11 protein-coding genes are annotated in these 15,675 nt (G+C 40.2%); 10 read left to right on the top strand and 1 reads right to left on the bottom strand.

Annotated features, from left to right (window positions below; translation table 11 throughout):
- The 3 genes from AC5JMF_RS21815 to tsaE all read left to right on the top strand — a co-directional run.
- A partial coding sequence (locus tag AC5JMF_RS21815) for a hypothetical protein (protein ID WP_495797805.1) occupies window positions 1-235 on the top strand: 235 nt, incomplete at its 5' end.
- 57 nt (window positions 236-292) lie between these two features.
- Window positions 293-1,663: a gluconeogenesis factor YvcK family protein gene (locus tag AC5JMF_RS21810; protein ID WP_495797804.1), complete on the top strand. Its 1,371-nt coding sequence runs from the start codon at window positions 293-295 to the stop codon at window positions 1,661-1,663.
- Between the two features lie 55 nt (window positions 1,664-1,718).
- Entirely contained in the window at window positions 1,719-2,171 is a 453-nt protein-coding gene (gene tsaE / locus AC5JMF_RS21805) for a tRNA (adenosine(37)-N6)-threonylcarbamoyltransferase complex ATPase subunit type 1 TsaE (protein WP_495797803.1), read from the top strand.
- 591 nt (window positions 2,172-2,762) lie between these two features.
- On the opposite strand, the gene AC5JMF_RS21800 is transcribed toward tsaE, so the two are convergent.
- Entirely contained in the window at window positions 2,763-4,085 is a 1,323-nt protein-coding gene (locus AC5JMF_RS21800) for a dihydroorotase (RefSeq protein ID WP_495797802.1), read from the bottom strand.
- 422 nt (window positions 4,086-4,507) lie between these two features.
- Here AC5JMF_RS21800 and lepB point away from each other — a divergent pair, with 422 nt between their 5' ends.
- The 7 genes from lepB (at window position 4,508) to AC5JMF_RS21765 (ending at window position 15,621) form a co-directional block, all read left to right on the top strand.
- Entirely contained in the window at window positions 4,508-5,155 is a 648-nt protein-coding gene (lepB, locus tag AC5JMF_RS21795) for a signal peptidase I (protein ID WP_495797801.1), read from the top strand.
- 192 nt (window positions 5,156-5,347) lie between these two features.
- Window positions 5,348-6,136: an MOSC domain-containing protein gene (locus tag AC5JMF_RS21790; protein ID WP_495797806.1), complete on the top strand. Its 789-nt coding sequence runs from the start codon at window positions 5,348-5,350 to the stop codon at window positions 6,134-6,136.
- Between the two features lie 434 nt (window positions 6,137-6,570).
- Window positions 6,571-10,080, top strand: a complete 3,510-nt coding sequence (locus AC5JMF_RS21785) for a HAMP domain-containing hybrid sensor histidine kinase/response regulator (protein ID WP_495797800.1) — start codon at window positions 6,571-6,573, stop codon at window positions 10,078-10,080.
- Window positions 10,077-11,912, top strand: coding sequence for a two-component system response regulator (locus AC5JMF_RS21780; protein WP_495797799.1), 1,836 nt, complete (start codon window positions 10,077-10,079; stop codon window positions 11,910-11,912). The genes AC5JMF_RS21785 and AC5JMF_RS21780 overlap by 4 nt, the downstream gene beginning before the upstream one ends.
- An 83-nt stretch (window positions 11,913-11,995) precedes the next feature.
- Window positions 11,996-13,327: a hybrid sensor histidine kinase/response regulator gene (locus AC5JMF_RS21775; protein ID WP_495797798.1), complete on the top strand. Its 1,332-nt coding sequence runs from the start codon at window positions 11,996-11,998 to the stop codon at window positions 13,325-13,327.
- Window positions 13,328-13,464: 137 nt separating this feature from the next.
- On the top strand, window positions 13,465-15,006 hold the full coding sequence (locus tag AC5JMF_RS21770) for a bifunctional aminoglycoside phosphotransferase/ATP-binding protein (RefSeq protein ID WP_495797797.1): 1,542 nt from the start codon (window positions 13,465-13,467) through the stop codon (window positions 15,004-15,006).
- Between the two features lie 114 nt (window positions 15,007-15,120).
- Complete coding sequence (locus AC5JMF_RS21765; RefSeq protein WP_495797796.1) at window positions 15,121-15,621, top strand: hypothetical protein; 501 nt, start codon at window positions 15,121-15,123, stop codon at window positions 15,619-15,621.
- Window positions 15,622-15,675 lie beyond the last annotated feature (54 nt).

The following is a 15,675-nucleotide window of genomic DNA, read 5'->3' as shown; positions in this document are numbered from 1 at the left end:
TACCGCTGACGCTCGAGGACTCGCTACCGCTGACGCTCGAGGACTCGCTACCGCTAACGCTAACGCTAACGTAATTAAGTTTTGTAATGGGGATTTGACCCCAACACAAAACTTGTCGGTTATGGAACCGGGGGACTTAAACCCACGAAACTCGTTAAGAATACTGGCAACTTTAACGATTTACTCTCAGTCCAAGGTAATTGAAAAATATAATAGTTCCACGCTTGGTGCTTAAATCAGGTGGTGTACATTTTCTGTTAAACATTTTTTGTAGCACTGCTCCAAATCAGGTATGTCAATCGGTTTTCTCAGACAAGCCCTCAAAGCCCTGCAAAAGCAGTCGCACAGTCGCACTTCTTATCGAGTAAACCAGTGGTTTAAGTGGTTATCCCCTGGACTATCGATTAAACGCTGGTTGTTGATTAGTGTTGGAGGTGTACTGCTGGCGAGTCTGGGGTTGGCTATTTGGATTAAGCTAACCCCGATCTTTTGGATGTTGGAGTTACTTAAGAGTTTCCTGGGAGTAATCACCAATATTTTACCCAACTATATCAGTGGCCCTTTAGTGCTGCTTTGCGGCTTATTATTGCTACTTTGGGGACAAACTCGCACTGTCGGCTCAATCACTAAGGTGCTGAGACCAGAAGGTGAAGAGGAACTCATTGATGTTTTATTAGCCCATCGTCGATTATACCGAGGGCCAAAAATAGTAGTAATTGGTGGTGGCACAGGACTTTCTACCTTACTCAGAGGACTGAAAACTTACAGTGCCAATATTACTGCAATTGTGACTGTAGCTGATGATGGCGGGTCTTCTGGGCGATTGCGCCAGGAATTTGGCGTGCTACCACCAGGAGATATTCGCAATTGTTTAGCAGCCCTAGCGGATGAAGAAAAGTTATTAACAGAATTATTTCAGTACCGCTTTCGGGCTGGAGATGGGTTGAGCGGTCACAGTTTTGGTAATTTATTTTTAACCGCAATGAGTGACATTACTGGAGATTTGGAACGGGCTGTTGCAGCTAGTTCTAAAGTACTAGCGGTAAGAGGACAAGTACTACCAGCAACTCTCAGTGATGTTCGCCTCTGGGCAGAATTGGACGATGGTCGCCGCATTGAAGGTGAGTCTAGCATTCCGAAGGCAGGGGGTAAAATTGTCCAGATTGGTTGCATTCCGGCAAATCCTCCAGCCTTACCAGCAGCGATTAAGGCGATTAAAGAAGCTGATTACATTATCATTGGCCCAGGTAGTCTTTACACCAGCCTCATCCCTAATTTATTAGTACCACAAATTGCCGATGCGATCGCTCAAACCAAAGCCCCGCGTATCTATGTCTGCAATATCATGACTCAACCAGGAGAAACTCAAGCATACACCGTTGCTGACCACATTCGAGCGATTGATGCTGCTTGTGGGCAAAGACGGCTATTTGATGCTGTGCTGGTACACAAAAAATCCCCCTCTGAACAATCACTTATCCGCTATGCCCAACAAAATTCTCATCCCGTGTTTCTAGACAGAGAAGCCGTCACCCAACTAGGGCGGCGGGTTGTTCCAGCGAATGTTTTATATGAAGATGAAACGGGTTTTGTCCGTCATAACCCGCAAAAACTAGCACGGGTACTGTTGCGCTGGTACGGTGGAACTCATCATGGAAGGTGAAGGTTTGTCATTTGTCAGTTGTCGTTAGTCACTAAAGACCAATGACCAAATTATTATGAAAATTTTTCTTGCAGATGCACAGGCAACTCAACGTTTGGGTATTACTCTTGGTAAATACTTAACAAGTAGTAGTGTAATTTTACTAAAAGGTGATTTGGGTACTGGTAAAACTACTTTAGTTCAAGGTATTGGTAAAGGTTTAGGAATAACTGAATCAATTGTTAGCCCTACTTTTACACTCATCAATGAGTACACTGAAGGACGTTTGCCTCTGTATCATTTAGATTTATATCGCCTAGAACCACAAGAAGTGGCTAGTTTGAATTTAGAAACTTATTGGGAAGGTATGGAAGTCACACCGGGAATTGTGGCAATTGAATGGGCAGAACGAATGCCATACAAGCCAGATAGTTATTTGAGTGTGCATTTGACCTATGGGCATGACGGCGATCGCCAAGCTGAAATTACACCATATAATTGTATTATTCACCCAGCGATCGCTGGGTGAATAATTAATCGCCATCGCTATGGATATTATCTGAAAATTCCTGCAAATAGTCGCGGGGGAATTTTACACTTACCCTATCTGCCACTACCACGTTCAGTACAGTCGATTACTAACATTTTTCTCTCGATTTTTTAGAAAATAAACGGTTTTTTGATATCAGATATATTCTGATTAGTTTTTACTAGCTTTTTTTCGTTAAAAACCTGATTTAATTTGTTGTAATCAACTCAATTTGATAAGATATAAAATGCTCGTAGTTATGCTTTAGCGCTAAATAAACTCTAAAATCTATCGCAAATTTTAGTTTTGCCACGCGCACGCATGTAACACACCAATATAGTTAGTTCTAGTGCGTTAAGAACATTAGTTTTCAAGCATCTTACATTTGATATTTTGTGAGGTTGAGTTACTTCTGTGATTAGTTCTGGTAAAAATATTCCATAACTAATCAAACTTTTTGAGCAGTGAAAGCTAGTACAGAAAAGTTAAACAAAAATCAATTTTTGGATAAATTGTCTAACTTATCCTTGTATTCAGTATTCCCAAAAATTAGTTAATATCTATACATAAGTACTACTGAAAAAGTTAGGACTACTGCAAAAAAGTTAAAGCTTGACCTCGCACTTCAGTATTTACCTGCCCGTTGTGATAAACAATCTGACCGCCGACGATGGTTGTTACGGGCCATCCTGTGAGATTCCAGCCTTCAAAAGGACTCCAACGACACTTGGTTAACAGTTCCTCGCGCCGGACTGGACGATATGTATCTAAATCTACAAGCACTAAGTCAGCATCGTAACCAGGTGCGATCGCCCCTTTGTTGGGGATACCATAAGCTACAGCTACAGCCTTAGACATCCAATGAGCAACTTGAGCAATAGTACACTTGCTCTGTATCGCTGCTGTTAACATCAAAGGCAGAGAAGTTTCTACTCCAGGCATCCCGGAGGGACTATTGGGGTATTCTTGGGCTTTTTCCGCTAAGGTGTGGGGTGCGTGATCTGTGGCGATGAAATCAATCACACCATCGCGCAAAGCCTGCCATAGGACTTCGTTATCGTGAGGCGATCGCAACGGTGGATTCATCTGTGCCAGAGTACCAATTTTCTCATAAGCGTCGGTATTTAACAACAGATGCTGTGGTGTTACCTCTGCTGTTACCCAACTAGGTTTATGCTGACGCAGCAAATCCGCTTCTTGTGCTGTTGACATGTGCAGAATATGCAGACGACGTTGATATTTTTGAGAAAGTTTCAATGCTAGTTGCGTTGCTAGCATTGCAGCTTGATTATCTTGAATTTGGGAATGAATTGCTGGATCGTGAATACCAGCAAATTCTTGCCGACGTTGATTGATTCTGGCTTGGTCTTCGGCATGAACTGCAATTAAGCGTTTACCCTTGGCAAATATTGCCTCTAATGCTGCATCTTGATCGACCAGCAACTGACCATGCATCGACCCCATAAAAATTTTAATTCCTGGTGTCGGCTTTGCCGAAAGTAAATCTGGGAGATTTTCTGTTGTGGCTCCAATAAAAAAGCCATAATTAACCAAGCACTTGTGGGAGGCACGTTGTAGCTTGTCATCTAAAGTTTGCTGCGTAGTTGTGAGGGGGCGCGTGTTGGGCATTTCTAAAAAGGAAGTAACTCCTCCTTTGGCGCAAGCACAACTAGCTGTGAATAAATCTTCCTTATGTTCTAATCCTGGTTCGCGGAAGTGTACCTGAGGATCAATAACTCCTGGCAACAAAGTTAAACCTTGGGCGTCAATTTCTGTGGTTGGTGTAATCTGGGAAATTTCCGGGGCAACTTCCACTATTTGGCGATCGCGCGTTTGCACATTCCCCATTATCCATTCACCATTAGGTAGAATAATGCGAGCGTTGCGAATCAGTAAACTTATTGGGGAGGACATAAAATTCAGAAATTCCAAATTCCAGAATGAGAAAATCCAATCTTGGCAAGGATTATAGTCATTTACCCAGTGCAAATCAAAGCCAGAGCCGTATTGTTTAACAAATCACTATTGTTTTAGGTTAAACTTGGTTGCGCTCTTGATAGCCGATTTTTACCAGATACTAACAAAGGTTTATTTTCAATTATGAACAACCCTGCCGAGATCCTCTTATGACTAAGAAATTAGAGTTCTACCGTTAATATTATATAGATATAGTCTCTAGCTTAAAAATAGAGGCTAGGGATGAGGAAAATGTGGTTCGACTCCGCTCACCAACTGGGAGATGAGGGAGACGCGGAGAATAATCAATGACAATTCCCCATTTCCAATTTCCCATTCCCCATTAATTACCTACATTTTTCTTTTACTTAAATAGTTTCATGCAAAATCAAGTGTCTGATAACAACTCTGGCCAACAACCTGATAATTCCTGGATCGCAGAGCTAGGTAGAACAATAGTACTAAGCATTGTTCTCGCTTTGGGAATTCGTACCTTTGTCGCTGAAGCACGCTGGATTCCTTCGGGTTCGATGGAACCGACACTGCATGGTACGCCTGATCAGTGGGAAGCAGACAAAATTATTGTCGATAAATTGAAGTATAAATTCTCAGAACCGCAGCGAGGCGATATTGTAGTTTTTTCACCAACAAAAGAACTACAAAGAGAAAAATATGAAGATGCTTTTATTAAGCGTGTAATTGGTTTGCCTGGGGACAAAGTAGAACTCAGAAACGGCAAAGTTTATATCAATAATAAATCTCTACAGGAAGAAAATTACTTATCTACCAAACGGCGTACAGACATTGATGTTTGCAAATCAGCACCACTATCGGCTTTTTTGTCGAAGCCCCAAACTATCCCATCTAACTCATATTTAGTGCTAGGTGACAACCGCGAGAATAGCTACGATAGCCGTTGCTGGGGTGTTGTTCCCCGTGGGAATATCATAGGTCGTGCTGTGGTAAGATTTTGGCCCATAGAACGTATAGGAGGAATCAACAAATCGCCACTTTACCCTCAAAACTAGGGGTACTGGGGAATAGGGGTATCTAAACAGGGTAAGTTTTTGATATTTTACGTTTTGTGCCGAATTCCATACTTCGGCTTTCGGCTACCTCAGTACCTCAGTACCTAATCACTACTCCCCAGTTCCTTTTTCAGTACTTGGCACGGGCTCGCTAATAGCACTCAGCACTGAGTAAGGTAGAGTGGAACTATGATTCCTCATCTAGCTAAAATCTTACTGTATCCAATTAAGTCACTGGATAGTGTAGAAGTTGAGAATGTAGCAGTTCTTGCCAGTGGCGCACTACAGCATGACCGTGAGTTTGCTATTTTTGACGAGCAAGATGGGTTTGTTAATAGTAAGCGCAATGCTAAAGTGCATTTGTTGCGATCGCAATTTACACTTGTGAATAGAACTGTCTCACTACAAATTCCAGGCAGTAACTCCACACAAGTTTTTCATCTAGATTGCGATCGGCAAGCGCTACAAGCTACTTTAAGTGATTTTTTTGGGTTTGCTGCCACATTGCGACAAAACCCTCTAATGGGCTTTCCTGACGATACAAATTCACCCGGCCCAACAATAATTAGCACAGCAACATTAACAGCAGTCGCTGCTTGGTTTCCGGGTTTGAGTGTCGAGGAAATGCGTCGTCGGATACGTGCCAACATTGAAATTGATGGTGTACCGGCATTTTGGGAAGACCAATTATTTAGTGAACAAGGTGATTTTGTCTCCTTTCGAGTGGGAGATGTGCATTTTTTGGGGGTGAATCCATGTCAGCGTTGTATAGTTCCAACACGGGATTCCCTTTCAGCAGAAGTTTATCCAAACTTTCAAAAAATATTTGTCAAACAGCGACAACTGACTTTACCTCAAGGGGTAGCTTCATCCCGTTTTAATCATTTTTACAAGTTGAGTGTCAATACACAATTACCAACATCAGAGGCTGGAAAGATTTTACAAATCGGCAACGAAATTGAGATAAATTCGATGTTATAGCAATCGGCTTTCATTTGTGAATTGAGCTACGTAGTGAATTGTTTCAGCTATTCTAGTGCATTAGATTTAATCAGCGTAGATTGGTTGAACGAAGTAAAACCCAACATAGATCTCGGTGTTGGTTTACCCTGCGGAAGCCGCCCTCCAGGCGTCTACGTTCCTCAAACGCCACTTCACTCAAGTCGAGCCAGCCGCTTGCGGGGGTTCCCCCCGTTGTGCGAACTGTCGTGGGAAACCCGCCCACGTGAGTGGCTCCCCAACCTACAAAATTTATTGCATCATTTTAGCTGAAATAGTCAAGTAGGTAAGGAACACACTTCGGCTACGCTCAGTGTATCGCTAAGAATTAATAATTATTATTGGTAGACCTTAACATTTGGGTATAGCTAATAATAGCAAACATCCTCTTAGCATTGGGGAAGAATCAAACAACAATGTTATCCAAACTGAAGCCTGTCAAATCTCTCAATCGCTTAGTTGGCAGAGTTTATGCCAAAATGCCCCTGAGCTATGTTCTTATTGTGCCTTCCATATTACAAATTTGCGGGGCCGTAGGACTTGTGGGGTATCTTTCGGTTCAGAATGGACAAAAAGCAGTAAAAGAGCTTGCTGTTCAGTTAGAAAATAAAATTTGCGATCGCATTGAACAGCATCTCAATACTTACTTAACAACACCAAAGCAAATTAATCAAATTAATATAGATGCAATTAAGCTAAATTTACTTAACCTTGCTGATTTTCAGACTACTGGAAATTACTTTTGGAAACAGATGCAAGTTTTTCAGGTTGGTTATAATAACTTTGCCAACTCTCAAGGTGAATTTATAGGTGTTGAACGTTTAGATGATGGCAAGCTTTTAATTAATGAAGTTACTGAAAAAAATGGCATCGGTAAACTTTATGTTTATAATACAGACGACCATGGGAATCGTCGTCAACTACAGTCAGTCAAAAATTACGATCCTCGTTTAGAAGCGTGGTATGTAGATGCAGTCAAATTCGGTAAACCAGTTTGGAGTCAAATTTATCAATGGGAAGATAAACCAGAAATTTTATCTATATCTTCCAGTTATCCTCTTTATGATGATGCCAACCGACTAATTGGAGTGATTGGCGTTGATTTAATATTATCACAAATTAGCAATTTTCTCGCCGATTTAAATGCTGATCAGTTTGGCAAAACTTTTATTTTAGAGCGTTCCGGGCTAATGGTAGCTACTTCTACCAATAAACCACAATATACAGTAATTAATGGTCAAGTAAAACGCCTATCAGGATTAGATAGTCAAGATGCTTTAGTTCAAATCACAACGCAAAATTTGATTAAAAACTTTGGCAGTCTTGGATTTATTGCGGGAAAACAACAATTAAGCTTTACCAATGCTGGTGTACGTTATTTTGTGCAAGTAGACAATTGGCAAGACAAGCTAGGGCTTGATTGGTTAATTGTGGTGGTGATTCCCGAAGACAGTTTTATGGAGCAAATTAACGCAAACATCCATACCACCATTATGCTTTGTATAGCTGCCTTTTTTATGGCTATACAAGTTAGTATTTTGACTGCTCGTTGGGTAATTAAGCCGATTCAGCAATTAAACAAATCAGCCAAAAAAATTGCTCAAGGTACATGGGAGCAAACAACAGAAATTCAACGCTCAGATGAACTAGGAGAATTAGCTAAGTCATTTAAAACTATGGCAAAGCAACTGCAAGCATCTTTTAATGCTTTAAAAGCCAAAAATGCTGAAATGAAAGTTCTCAATGAGGAGCTTTCTGCTAAGCAGAGTCAACTGACACAATTTTTAGAAGCTATCCCAGCGGGTGTATTTGTTATAGATCATCAAGGTAAACCTTATTATACAAATCAAAGCGGGCAAGAAATTCTTGGTCAAGGAATAGTAGTTGGAGTGACTGGTGAGCAATTGTCACAGGTATATCAAGTTTATCTTGCAGGAACTGAGCAACTATACCACAGCGATCGCTTGCCAATTTTGAGAGCATTACAAGGGGAATGTGTGAGAGTTGATGATATGGAAATTCACCGATTTGATAAAATCATTCCCATAGAAGTTTTTGCTAAGCCTATCTATGATCAATCGGGTAATATTACTTTTGCGATCGCGATATTTTTTGATATTACCCAACGTCAACAAACCAAAAAAGTATTGTCAAAATATAATCGCATTTTAGAGGCTCAAGTAGAAAAGCGCACCAAAGAATACTCAGAAGTAATTGAGCAATTACAAAATGCTCAAAAAGAACTAATTCAATCACAAAAAATCGCTGCTCAAGGACAACTAATAGCTGAGCAAGCTAATCGTGCTAAAAGCGAATTCCTGGCCAATATGAGTCACGAATTGCGTACTCCACTCAATGCTATTCTCGGTTTTACTCAAGTCATGAGCCGAGACTATTCTTTATCCAGTGAAAATCAAGAAAACTTAGCAATCATTAATCGTGCTGGTGAGCATCTGCTTAACCTAATCAACGACATTTTGGAAATGTCCAAAATTGAAGCTGGAAAAATTACTTTAAATCTCAGTAACTTTGATTTAATTCATCTATTAAAAAACCTAGAAGGAATGCTGCGGTTGCGTGCTGCATCCAAAAACTTACAACTGGTGTTTGAATACCCATCAAATATTCCTCGATACATAAATACTGATGAAAGTAAATTACACCAAGTTTTGCTCAACCTCTTAGGTAATGCGATCAAATTTACTAATGCAGGGAAGGTAATGTTGCGTGTGAGACTGGAAACTGGACAAAAAGATGCGGGGACGCGGGGATACAGTGAGTCCAGTGCTGCGGGAGGGTTTCCAACGCCAGTCGCTCATGGAGGAAACCCGCTCACGAGGGTGGCTCCCCAAAACCGCGCTGGCTCCTTTGCAGGCAACTGGCGAACCCGTAAGGGGGACGCCAGGAGTAAAATTTTCTCCGTGTCCTCTTCCCAGTCCCTAATTTTCGAGATTCAAGACACTGGTGCAGGTATTGCCTCACAAGAAATCGATTTGCTATTTGAAGCTTTTGAACAAACTGAAACTGGGAAAAAAGCACAACAGGGAACAGGACTCGGTTTAGCAATTAGTCGTAAATACGTACAACTCATGGGAGGAGATATCAGCGTCAGCAGTAATCCTGGCATGGGTAGTACATTTGTTTTTGATATTCAAGTTGGTTTAGCTGAATCTAACGAAATCAAGATCAACCAAAGCAAATGTCAAACTTTTGGTTTAGCCTCTACTCAAGGTAAATACCGTATTTTGGTAGTTGACGATGTAACAGAAAGTCGCTTACTAATAGTAAAAATTCTGACATCTATAGGTTTTGAAGTTAATGAAGCTACAAATGGTACGGAAGCGATCGCTCATTGGGAATCTTGGCAACCACACCTGATATTTATGGATATGCGAATGCCAATCATGGACGGCTACGAAGCCACAAGAATCATCAAAGCAAGGGAGATCGATATTAAGAAGATGCTTCCCCATACCCCTCATCCCCTCCATCTCCCCAATGCCAATACTATTATAATTGCCCTCACAGCTAGCGCCTTTGAAGAAGAACGTCAGAAAATTTTGTCACTCGGCTGTGATGATTTTATTCGCAAGCCCTTTACACAAGACGTATTATTGGAAAAACTAAGTGAATATCTAGGTGTAAAATATATCAACTCCATAGAAGTTGCCAATACAGCAGTCGTTGACCAAAAAATACAGACGTTTGACAATGAGGGTGAACTTTCAAGACTGTTATCGCAGATGTCACCCGAATGGTTGGATAAAATTCACTACGCCGCAGCCAGCTGTAGCGATGACCTGATTTTAGAGTTGCTTGAGCAAATTTCACCAGATAGCGAGCAAATTTTTCAAGTATTCAAAGATTTAGCAAACAACTACCAGTTTGAAAAAATCATGGAATTGACAAGAACAAACGGAGAATGAACTACCAGCGGTTAGATCCTGATAAAAAAGATATTTTGATTGTTGATGATCTGGCTGACAATCTGCGAGTTTTATCCTCGCTGTTGACAAGAGAAGGATACAAAGTTCGCAAAGCTTTAAACTGGCAAATGGCATTAATAGCTTGTCAAACAGTATTACCTGATTTAATTTTACTTGATATTATGATGCCAGAGATTGATGGTTATGAGGTGTGCAAAAGATTTAAATCTTGGGATTTAACTGCTGACATCCCAGTAATTTTTATTAGTGCTTTAGATGATGTCTTCGATAAAGTCAAAGCTTTTAAAATCGGTGGTGTTGACTACATTACTAAACCTTTTGAGGTGCAAGAAGTTTTAGCGCGTGTGCAAAATCAACTAGCTTTAAGGGCAGCACAACAAGAAATATTAAATCTCAATATAGAACTAGAACAAAGAGTAAAACAGCGGACTGGGGAGTTAGAAAAAACTCTGCAAAAACTCCAAAGTGAAATTATTTCCCGTCAACAGCTGCAAAAAAAGTTACTAGATATAGCGCTACATGATTCTCTAACAGGTTTACCGAATCGCGCTCTATTTATCAGACGATTAGAAAAAGCTTTAAATCATGCTAAGCAAGAATATAATTATCAGTTTGCGGTGCTATTTCTAGATTGCGATCGCTTCAAAGTTATTAATGACTCTCTGGGGCATCTCGTAGGAGATGAATTATTGATTGCGATCGCTCATCGTCTGCAAACATGTTTAATATCTGGTCAGACTTTAGCACGATTAGGCGGCGATGAATTTGCAATTCTCTTAGAAAACATCACAAATATCAATTTGGCCATCCAAGTTGCCGAAAGGATTTTACAACAGCTAACACTAACTTTTAAACTTACTAGATATGAAGTATTTATGAATGCCAGTATTGGAATTAGTTGGGGTAATAAAGATTATGATCGACCAGAATATTTATTGCGAGACGCCGATACAGCCATGTATCGTGCTAAAGCTTTAGGTAGAGCTAGATATCATGTTTTTGATCCAGCAATGTATCAGGAAGCTCTTCAACTTTTAGACTTAGAAAACGACCTGAGACGAGCTGTAGAACGACAAGAATTCCTTGTTTACTATCAACCGATAATTTCCCTCAGTACTGGCAGAATTTCTGGATTTGAAGCCCTGCTACGCTGGCAACATCCCAGCCGCGGCTTAGTTTCTCCCACAGAGTTTATTTCTGTTGCGGAAGAAACGGGTTTAATTAATACAATCAATATCTGGGTATTACAGTCAGCTTGTCATCAACTGAGAGTTTTACAGCGTCATTCACTGATATCACAATCCCTAACTATCAGTGTTAATTTGAGTGCGCGATTGTTTTTACAACCAAATTTGGTAGCACAAATTGATCAAATTATTAATGAAACTAAAATCAACGCCGCCAACTTGGAGCTAGAAATTACAGAAAGTGTAATTATGGAAAATATTAATACTGTGAGTTCAATTCTTCAGCAACTAAGGCAACGCCAAATAAAATTAGTGATGGACGACTTCGGCACAGGTTACTCATCTTTAAGTTATCTACATAATTTTCCTCTAAATGCACTCAAAATTGATAAATCATTTGTCAAACGTATGCAAGAAAACCAAAATAATATGGGGTTAGTACCTGCAATGATTAGTATTGCTGATTCAATGGGGATGGCCACAATCGCAGAAGGCGTTGAAACACAAGAACAGTTAGTTCAACTGAGAAGTTTAAACTGTAATTTTGCTCAAGGATATCTTTTTTCTCAACCCCTAGAACCAAAATTAGCTCTTGAGATGCTGACCACAACACCTCAATGGTAAATTATAAGAATGCTTCATTAGCATAACAGATAATTCTAAAATGATAGAAAATTAGTTAATATTAATATATATAAAATTGCCAAATGCATTTAGAAGCAAATAATCAATATAAAGGTAATATTTTGGTGGTCGATGATACCCCAGATAATTTACGTTTGCTATCAGCTATGTTGACAGCTCAAGGTTTTGAAGTTCGCAAAGCCCTAAACGGTAAAATGGCATTAACTGCATGTCAAATAGTTTTACCAGATGTGATTTTATTGGATATAAATATGCCTGGTATGGATGGCTATGAGGTATGTCAACAGCTAAAAGCTGACGAGAAAACATTTGAGATTCCAGTCATTTTTATTAGTGCCCTTGATGATGTTTTAGATAAAGTTAAAGCTTTTGATGTTGGTGGAGTTGATTATATTACAAAACCTTTTCATGGGGCAGAAGTTGTATTACGAATCGAAAATCAAATTAATTTGCGATCGCTACAAATTAAACTACAAGAAAAGAATTTATTGTTACAAAAAGCACTTGATAATTTAAAAGCTGCTCAAGTACAACAAATTCAAAACGAAAAAATGGTAGCATTGGGGCAATTAGTAGCTGGAATCGCACATGAAATTAATAACCCCGTCAGTTTTATTTATGGCAACATATTATACGCTAATCGATATCTGCAAGATTTAGTTAATCTGATTGATAACTATCAAAAAGAATATCCAAAACCAACATCCAAAATTCAGAAAATTATTGAAGATATAGATCTGAATTTTGTAATTAACGACCTGCCAAACATGATGGATGCAATGTATAGAGGAGCCAATCGAATTCGTGAGATTGTGGTAGCACTACAAAACTTCTCTCGAATTGATGAAGCCGGAATGAAGCAGGTAAATATCCATGAAGGTATTGATAATAGTTTGCTGATGTTACAACATCGACTCAAGGAAACAGCAAATCGTCCAGTTATTGTTGTAGTTAAAGAATATGGCAATTTACCGTTAGTAACCTGTTATGCCAGTGAGCTGAATCAGGTATTTATGCATTTATTGAGTAATGCTATTGATGCATTAGATAAGGGAATAGGCACTCAGGAGTGGGAAGCGATTAATCACAAAAAAACTGACGATCAACAACTGATAACCGAGCCGCAGATTCGGATTCATACAGGAGTAACAAACTCTGGTACTGTAAAGATAACGATCAAAGATAACGGCCCTGGTGTAGATGAGGTGTTGCGATCGCGTTTATTTGACCCATTTTTCACCACAAAATCTGTAGGCCAAGGTACCGGACTAGGATTAGCAATTAGCTATCAAATTATCGTACAGAAACACCAAGGACAAATTATTTGCACCTCATCCCCAGGCACAGGTGCAGAATTTGTGATTGAAATTCCCATCAAGCAACACTCCCCCTAAGGGGGATAAAAGTTAAAACCTTTACGCTACAAAAGAGCTTTTAATTTACATCAGGCATAATTTCCCATTCCCAAACAGGAACCTCTATAATTATCTGGGTTTATCTACTGTTAAAAATCCACAACCCTGCTAAAAGTATGACAGAAGCTACCCTTCCCGCTTTAATTGAGCAAATGTTGCAGCCTAAATTTTATCCCCACGCAGTCACAGAACCCATTCAACTGATACAAACCCACGTTTCTTATGTGCTGCTGACTGGAGAATACGCCTATAAACTCAAAAAACCCGTGAATTTTGGTTTTTTGGACTTCTCTACACTAGAGAAGCGGCAACATTTCTGTAATGAAGAGTTACGTTTGAATCAGCGGGGAGCAGGCGAACTGTATTTAGAAGTGTTACCAGTGACTCAAGTAGGAGAACAACACCATCTAGGAGCAACTGGGGAAGTTGTAGAATACGCGCTGAAGATGCGTCAGTTTCCTCAAGAGTCGCTGTTGAGTGAACTTTTTGAACAAGGCAAACTAGATGAGTCATATCTAGAAGAGTTGGGACGGGTAGTGGCTCAATACCATGCTGAAGCCTATACGGATGATTACATTCGTAGTTTTGGTGAAGTGCTAAAAGTGCGTGCCGCATTTGATGAAAACTATGAGCAAACGCAAAAGTACATCGGCGGCCCTCAGACACAGGAACAGTTTGCACAAACAAAGCAATATACAGATAACTTTTTTGCAGAACATCGAGAATTATTTACCAGCAGAATTCAAAATCATTACATTCGTGAATGTCACGGAGATTTACACCTGAGAAATATTGCTCTGTGGCATGACAAAATTATGCTGTTCGATTGCATTGAGTTTAACGAACCGTTTCGCTTTGTCGATGTCATGTATGATGTGGCGTTCACGGTGATGGATTTAGAAGCACGGCAACGCCAAGACTTAGGTAATGCGTTTTTGAATGCCTATATAGAACAAACAGGAGACTGGGAAGGCTTACAAGTCCTGCCTTTGTATTTAAGCCGTCAAGCTTACGTTAGAGCAAAAGTAACTTCATTTTTGCTAGATGATCCAAGTGTACCCGTGGCGGTAAAGCAAGAGGCGACAAAAACTGCCGCAGACTACTACACCCAAGCGTGGGAGTATACTAAACCAAATCTTGGGCAACTGATTCTGATGTCAGGGTTGTCGGGTTCTGGTAAAAGTACTACAGCTCGGTATTTAGCTCGTCAATTGGGAGCGATTCAAATTCGCTCGGATGCTGTGCGGAAACATTTAGGAGGAGTACCCCTGTGGGAGAAAGGTGGCGATGATTTATATCGTCCTGAAATGACACAAAAAACTTACACACGGTTGCTAGCGCTGGGAATTATATTGGCTAATCAAGGTTTTACAGTAATTTTGGATGCTAAATATGATCAGCAACAGTGGCGACAAGAAGCAATCGCCCAAGCCCAAAAACACAAACTTCCTCTTCAGATTATTCAATGCACAGCACCACTAGAAGTTTTGCAAGAACGCCTCGCCAAACGTGTTGGTGATATTGCTGATGCCACCGCCGATTTACTCACCTCACAACAAAAGCAAGCTGAACCCTTTACTGAAGCAGAACAACCCTACGTCAAAATTTTAGACACCACTCAATCACAACAAGCGCAACTAAAACAAATAATTGGCTAATAGCCTTTTTGCTAAAAAAAAATTCGTAATTTATAATTGCAATTTATAAATTACGAATTACGAATTGCTGAGCGGAGTTGAAACAAATCGAAGCATTACAAATTATTTCAATTTATGACACAAAAAAATAACGGCTTTTTAAATATTCCTCCAGACTTTTTTTCTCAACTCTTATTTGGGGCATTTTTAACAGCCATCCTATCAATGACAGGTTCGCCACCCGCCCTGAGTATATTTTTAGGAATTATCGGGGGTTTTACTTTAGGTTGGATCACAAGTTCCAGCAAAAATAGCCCCCAGCCTCCGACTGTAGCCTCTTCTGATGGTGTCGATGCTGGATTGAAATATTGGTTATTTTTCATGCTTGGCTTTGTGTTCTTGGGTTATCCAGCACCTATGAGTATTTTGCTAGGTGGAATAGCCGCTTTTGGTGGAGGTTGGATTACTGCTTGGTGGGGTAGTAAAGAAGAAACTAAAACTCAGTTGCAAGTTGAAGAGTCAGAATCTGAGGGAGTTGAACCAACCAATCAAAGACCAACCAAACACCAGAGAAGACCCACCCGTCGTTATCGTCGCGCTCCCGGAAGTTTCAATTTTAGGTTTTGGCAAAGGTAGAGGACTGGGGACTGGGGACTGGGGACTGGGGACTGGGGACTGGGGACTGGGGAC

It is taken from the genome of Desmonostoc vinosum (assembly GCF_059505385.1).
Note: the sequence above shows the minus strand (reverse complement) of the source record. Positions and strands in the feature narration are given on the sequence as shown.

What these genes read in the sequence shown, in the direction of transcription:
- AC5JMF_RS21810 (WP_495797804.1), top strand. Translation starts at nt 293, where the DNA reads ATGTCAATCGGTTTTCTCAGACAAGCCCTCAAAGCCCTGCAAAAGCAG.
- tsaE (WP_495797803.1), top strand. Translation starts at nt 1,719, where the DNA reads ATGAAAATTTTTCTTGCAGATGCACAGGCAACTCAACGTTTGGGTATT.
- AC5JMF_RS21800 (WP_495797802.1), bottom strand. Translation starts at nt 4,085, where the DNA reads ATGTCCTCCCCAATAAGTTTACTGATTCGCAACGCTCGCATTATTCTA.
- lepB (WP_495797801.1), top strand. Translation starts at nt 4,508, where the DNA reads ATGCAAAATCAAGTGTCTGATAACAACTCTGGCCAACAACCTGATAAT.
- AC5JMF_RS21785 (WP_495797800.1), top strand. Translation starts at nt 6,571, where the DNA reads ATGTTATCCAAACTGAAGCCTGTCAAATCTCTCAATCGCTTAGTTGGC.
- AC5JMF_RS21780 (WP_495797799.1), top strand. Translation starts at nt 10,077, where the DNA reads ATGAACTACCAGCGGTTAGATCCTGATAAAAAAGATATTTTGATTGTT.
- AC5JMF_RS21775 (WP_495797798.1), top strand. Translation starts at nt 11,996, where the DNA reads ATGCATTTAGAAGCAAATAATCAATATAAAGGTAATATTTTGGTGGTC.
- AC5JMF_RS21770 (WP_495797797.1), top strand. Translation starts at nt 13,465, where the DNA reads ATGACAGAAGCTACCCTTCCCGCTTTAATTGAGCAAATGTTGCAGCCT.
- AC5JMF_RS21765 (WP_495797796.1), top strand. Translation starts at nt 15,121, where the DNA reads ATGACACAAAAAAATAACGGCTTTTTAAATATTCCTCCAGACTTTTTT.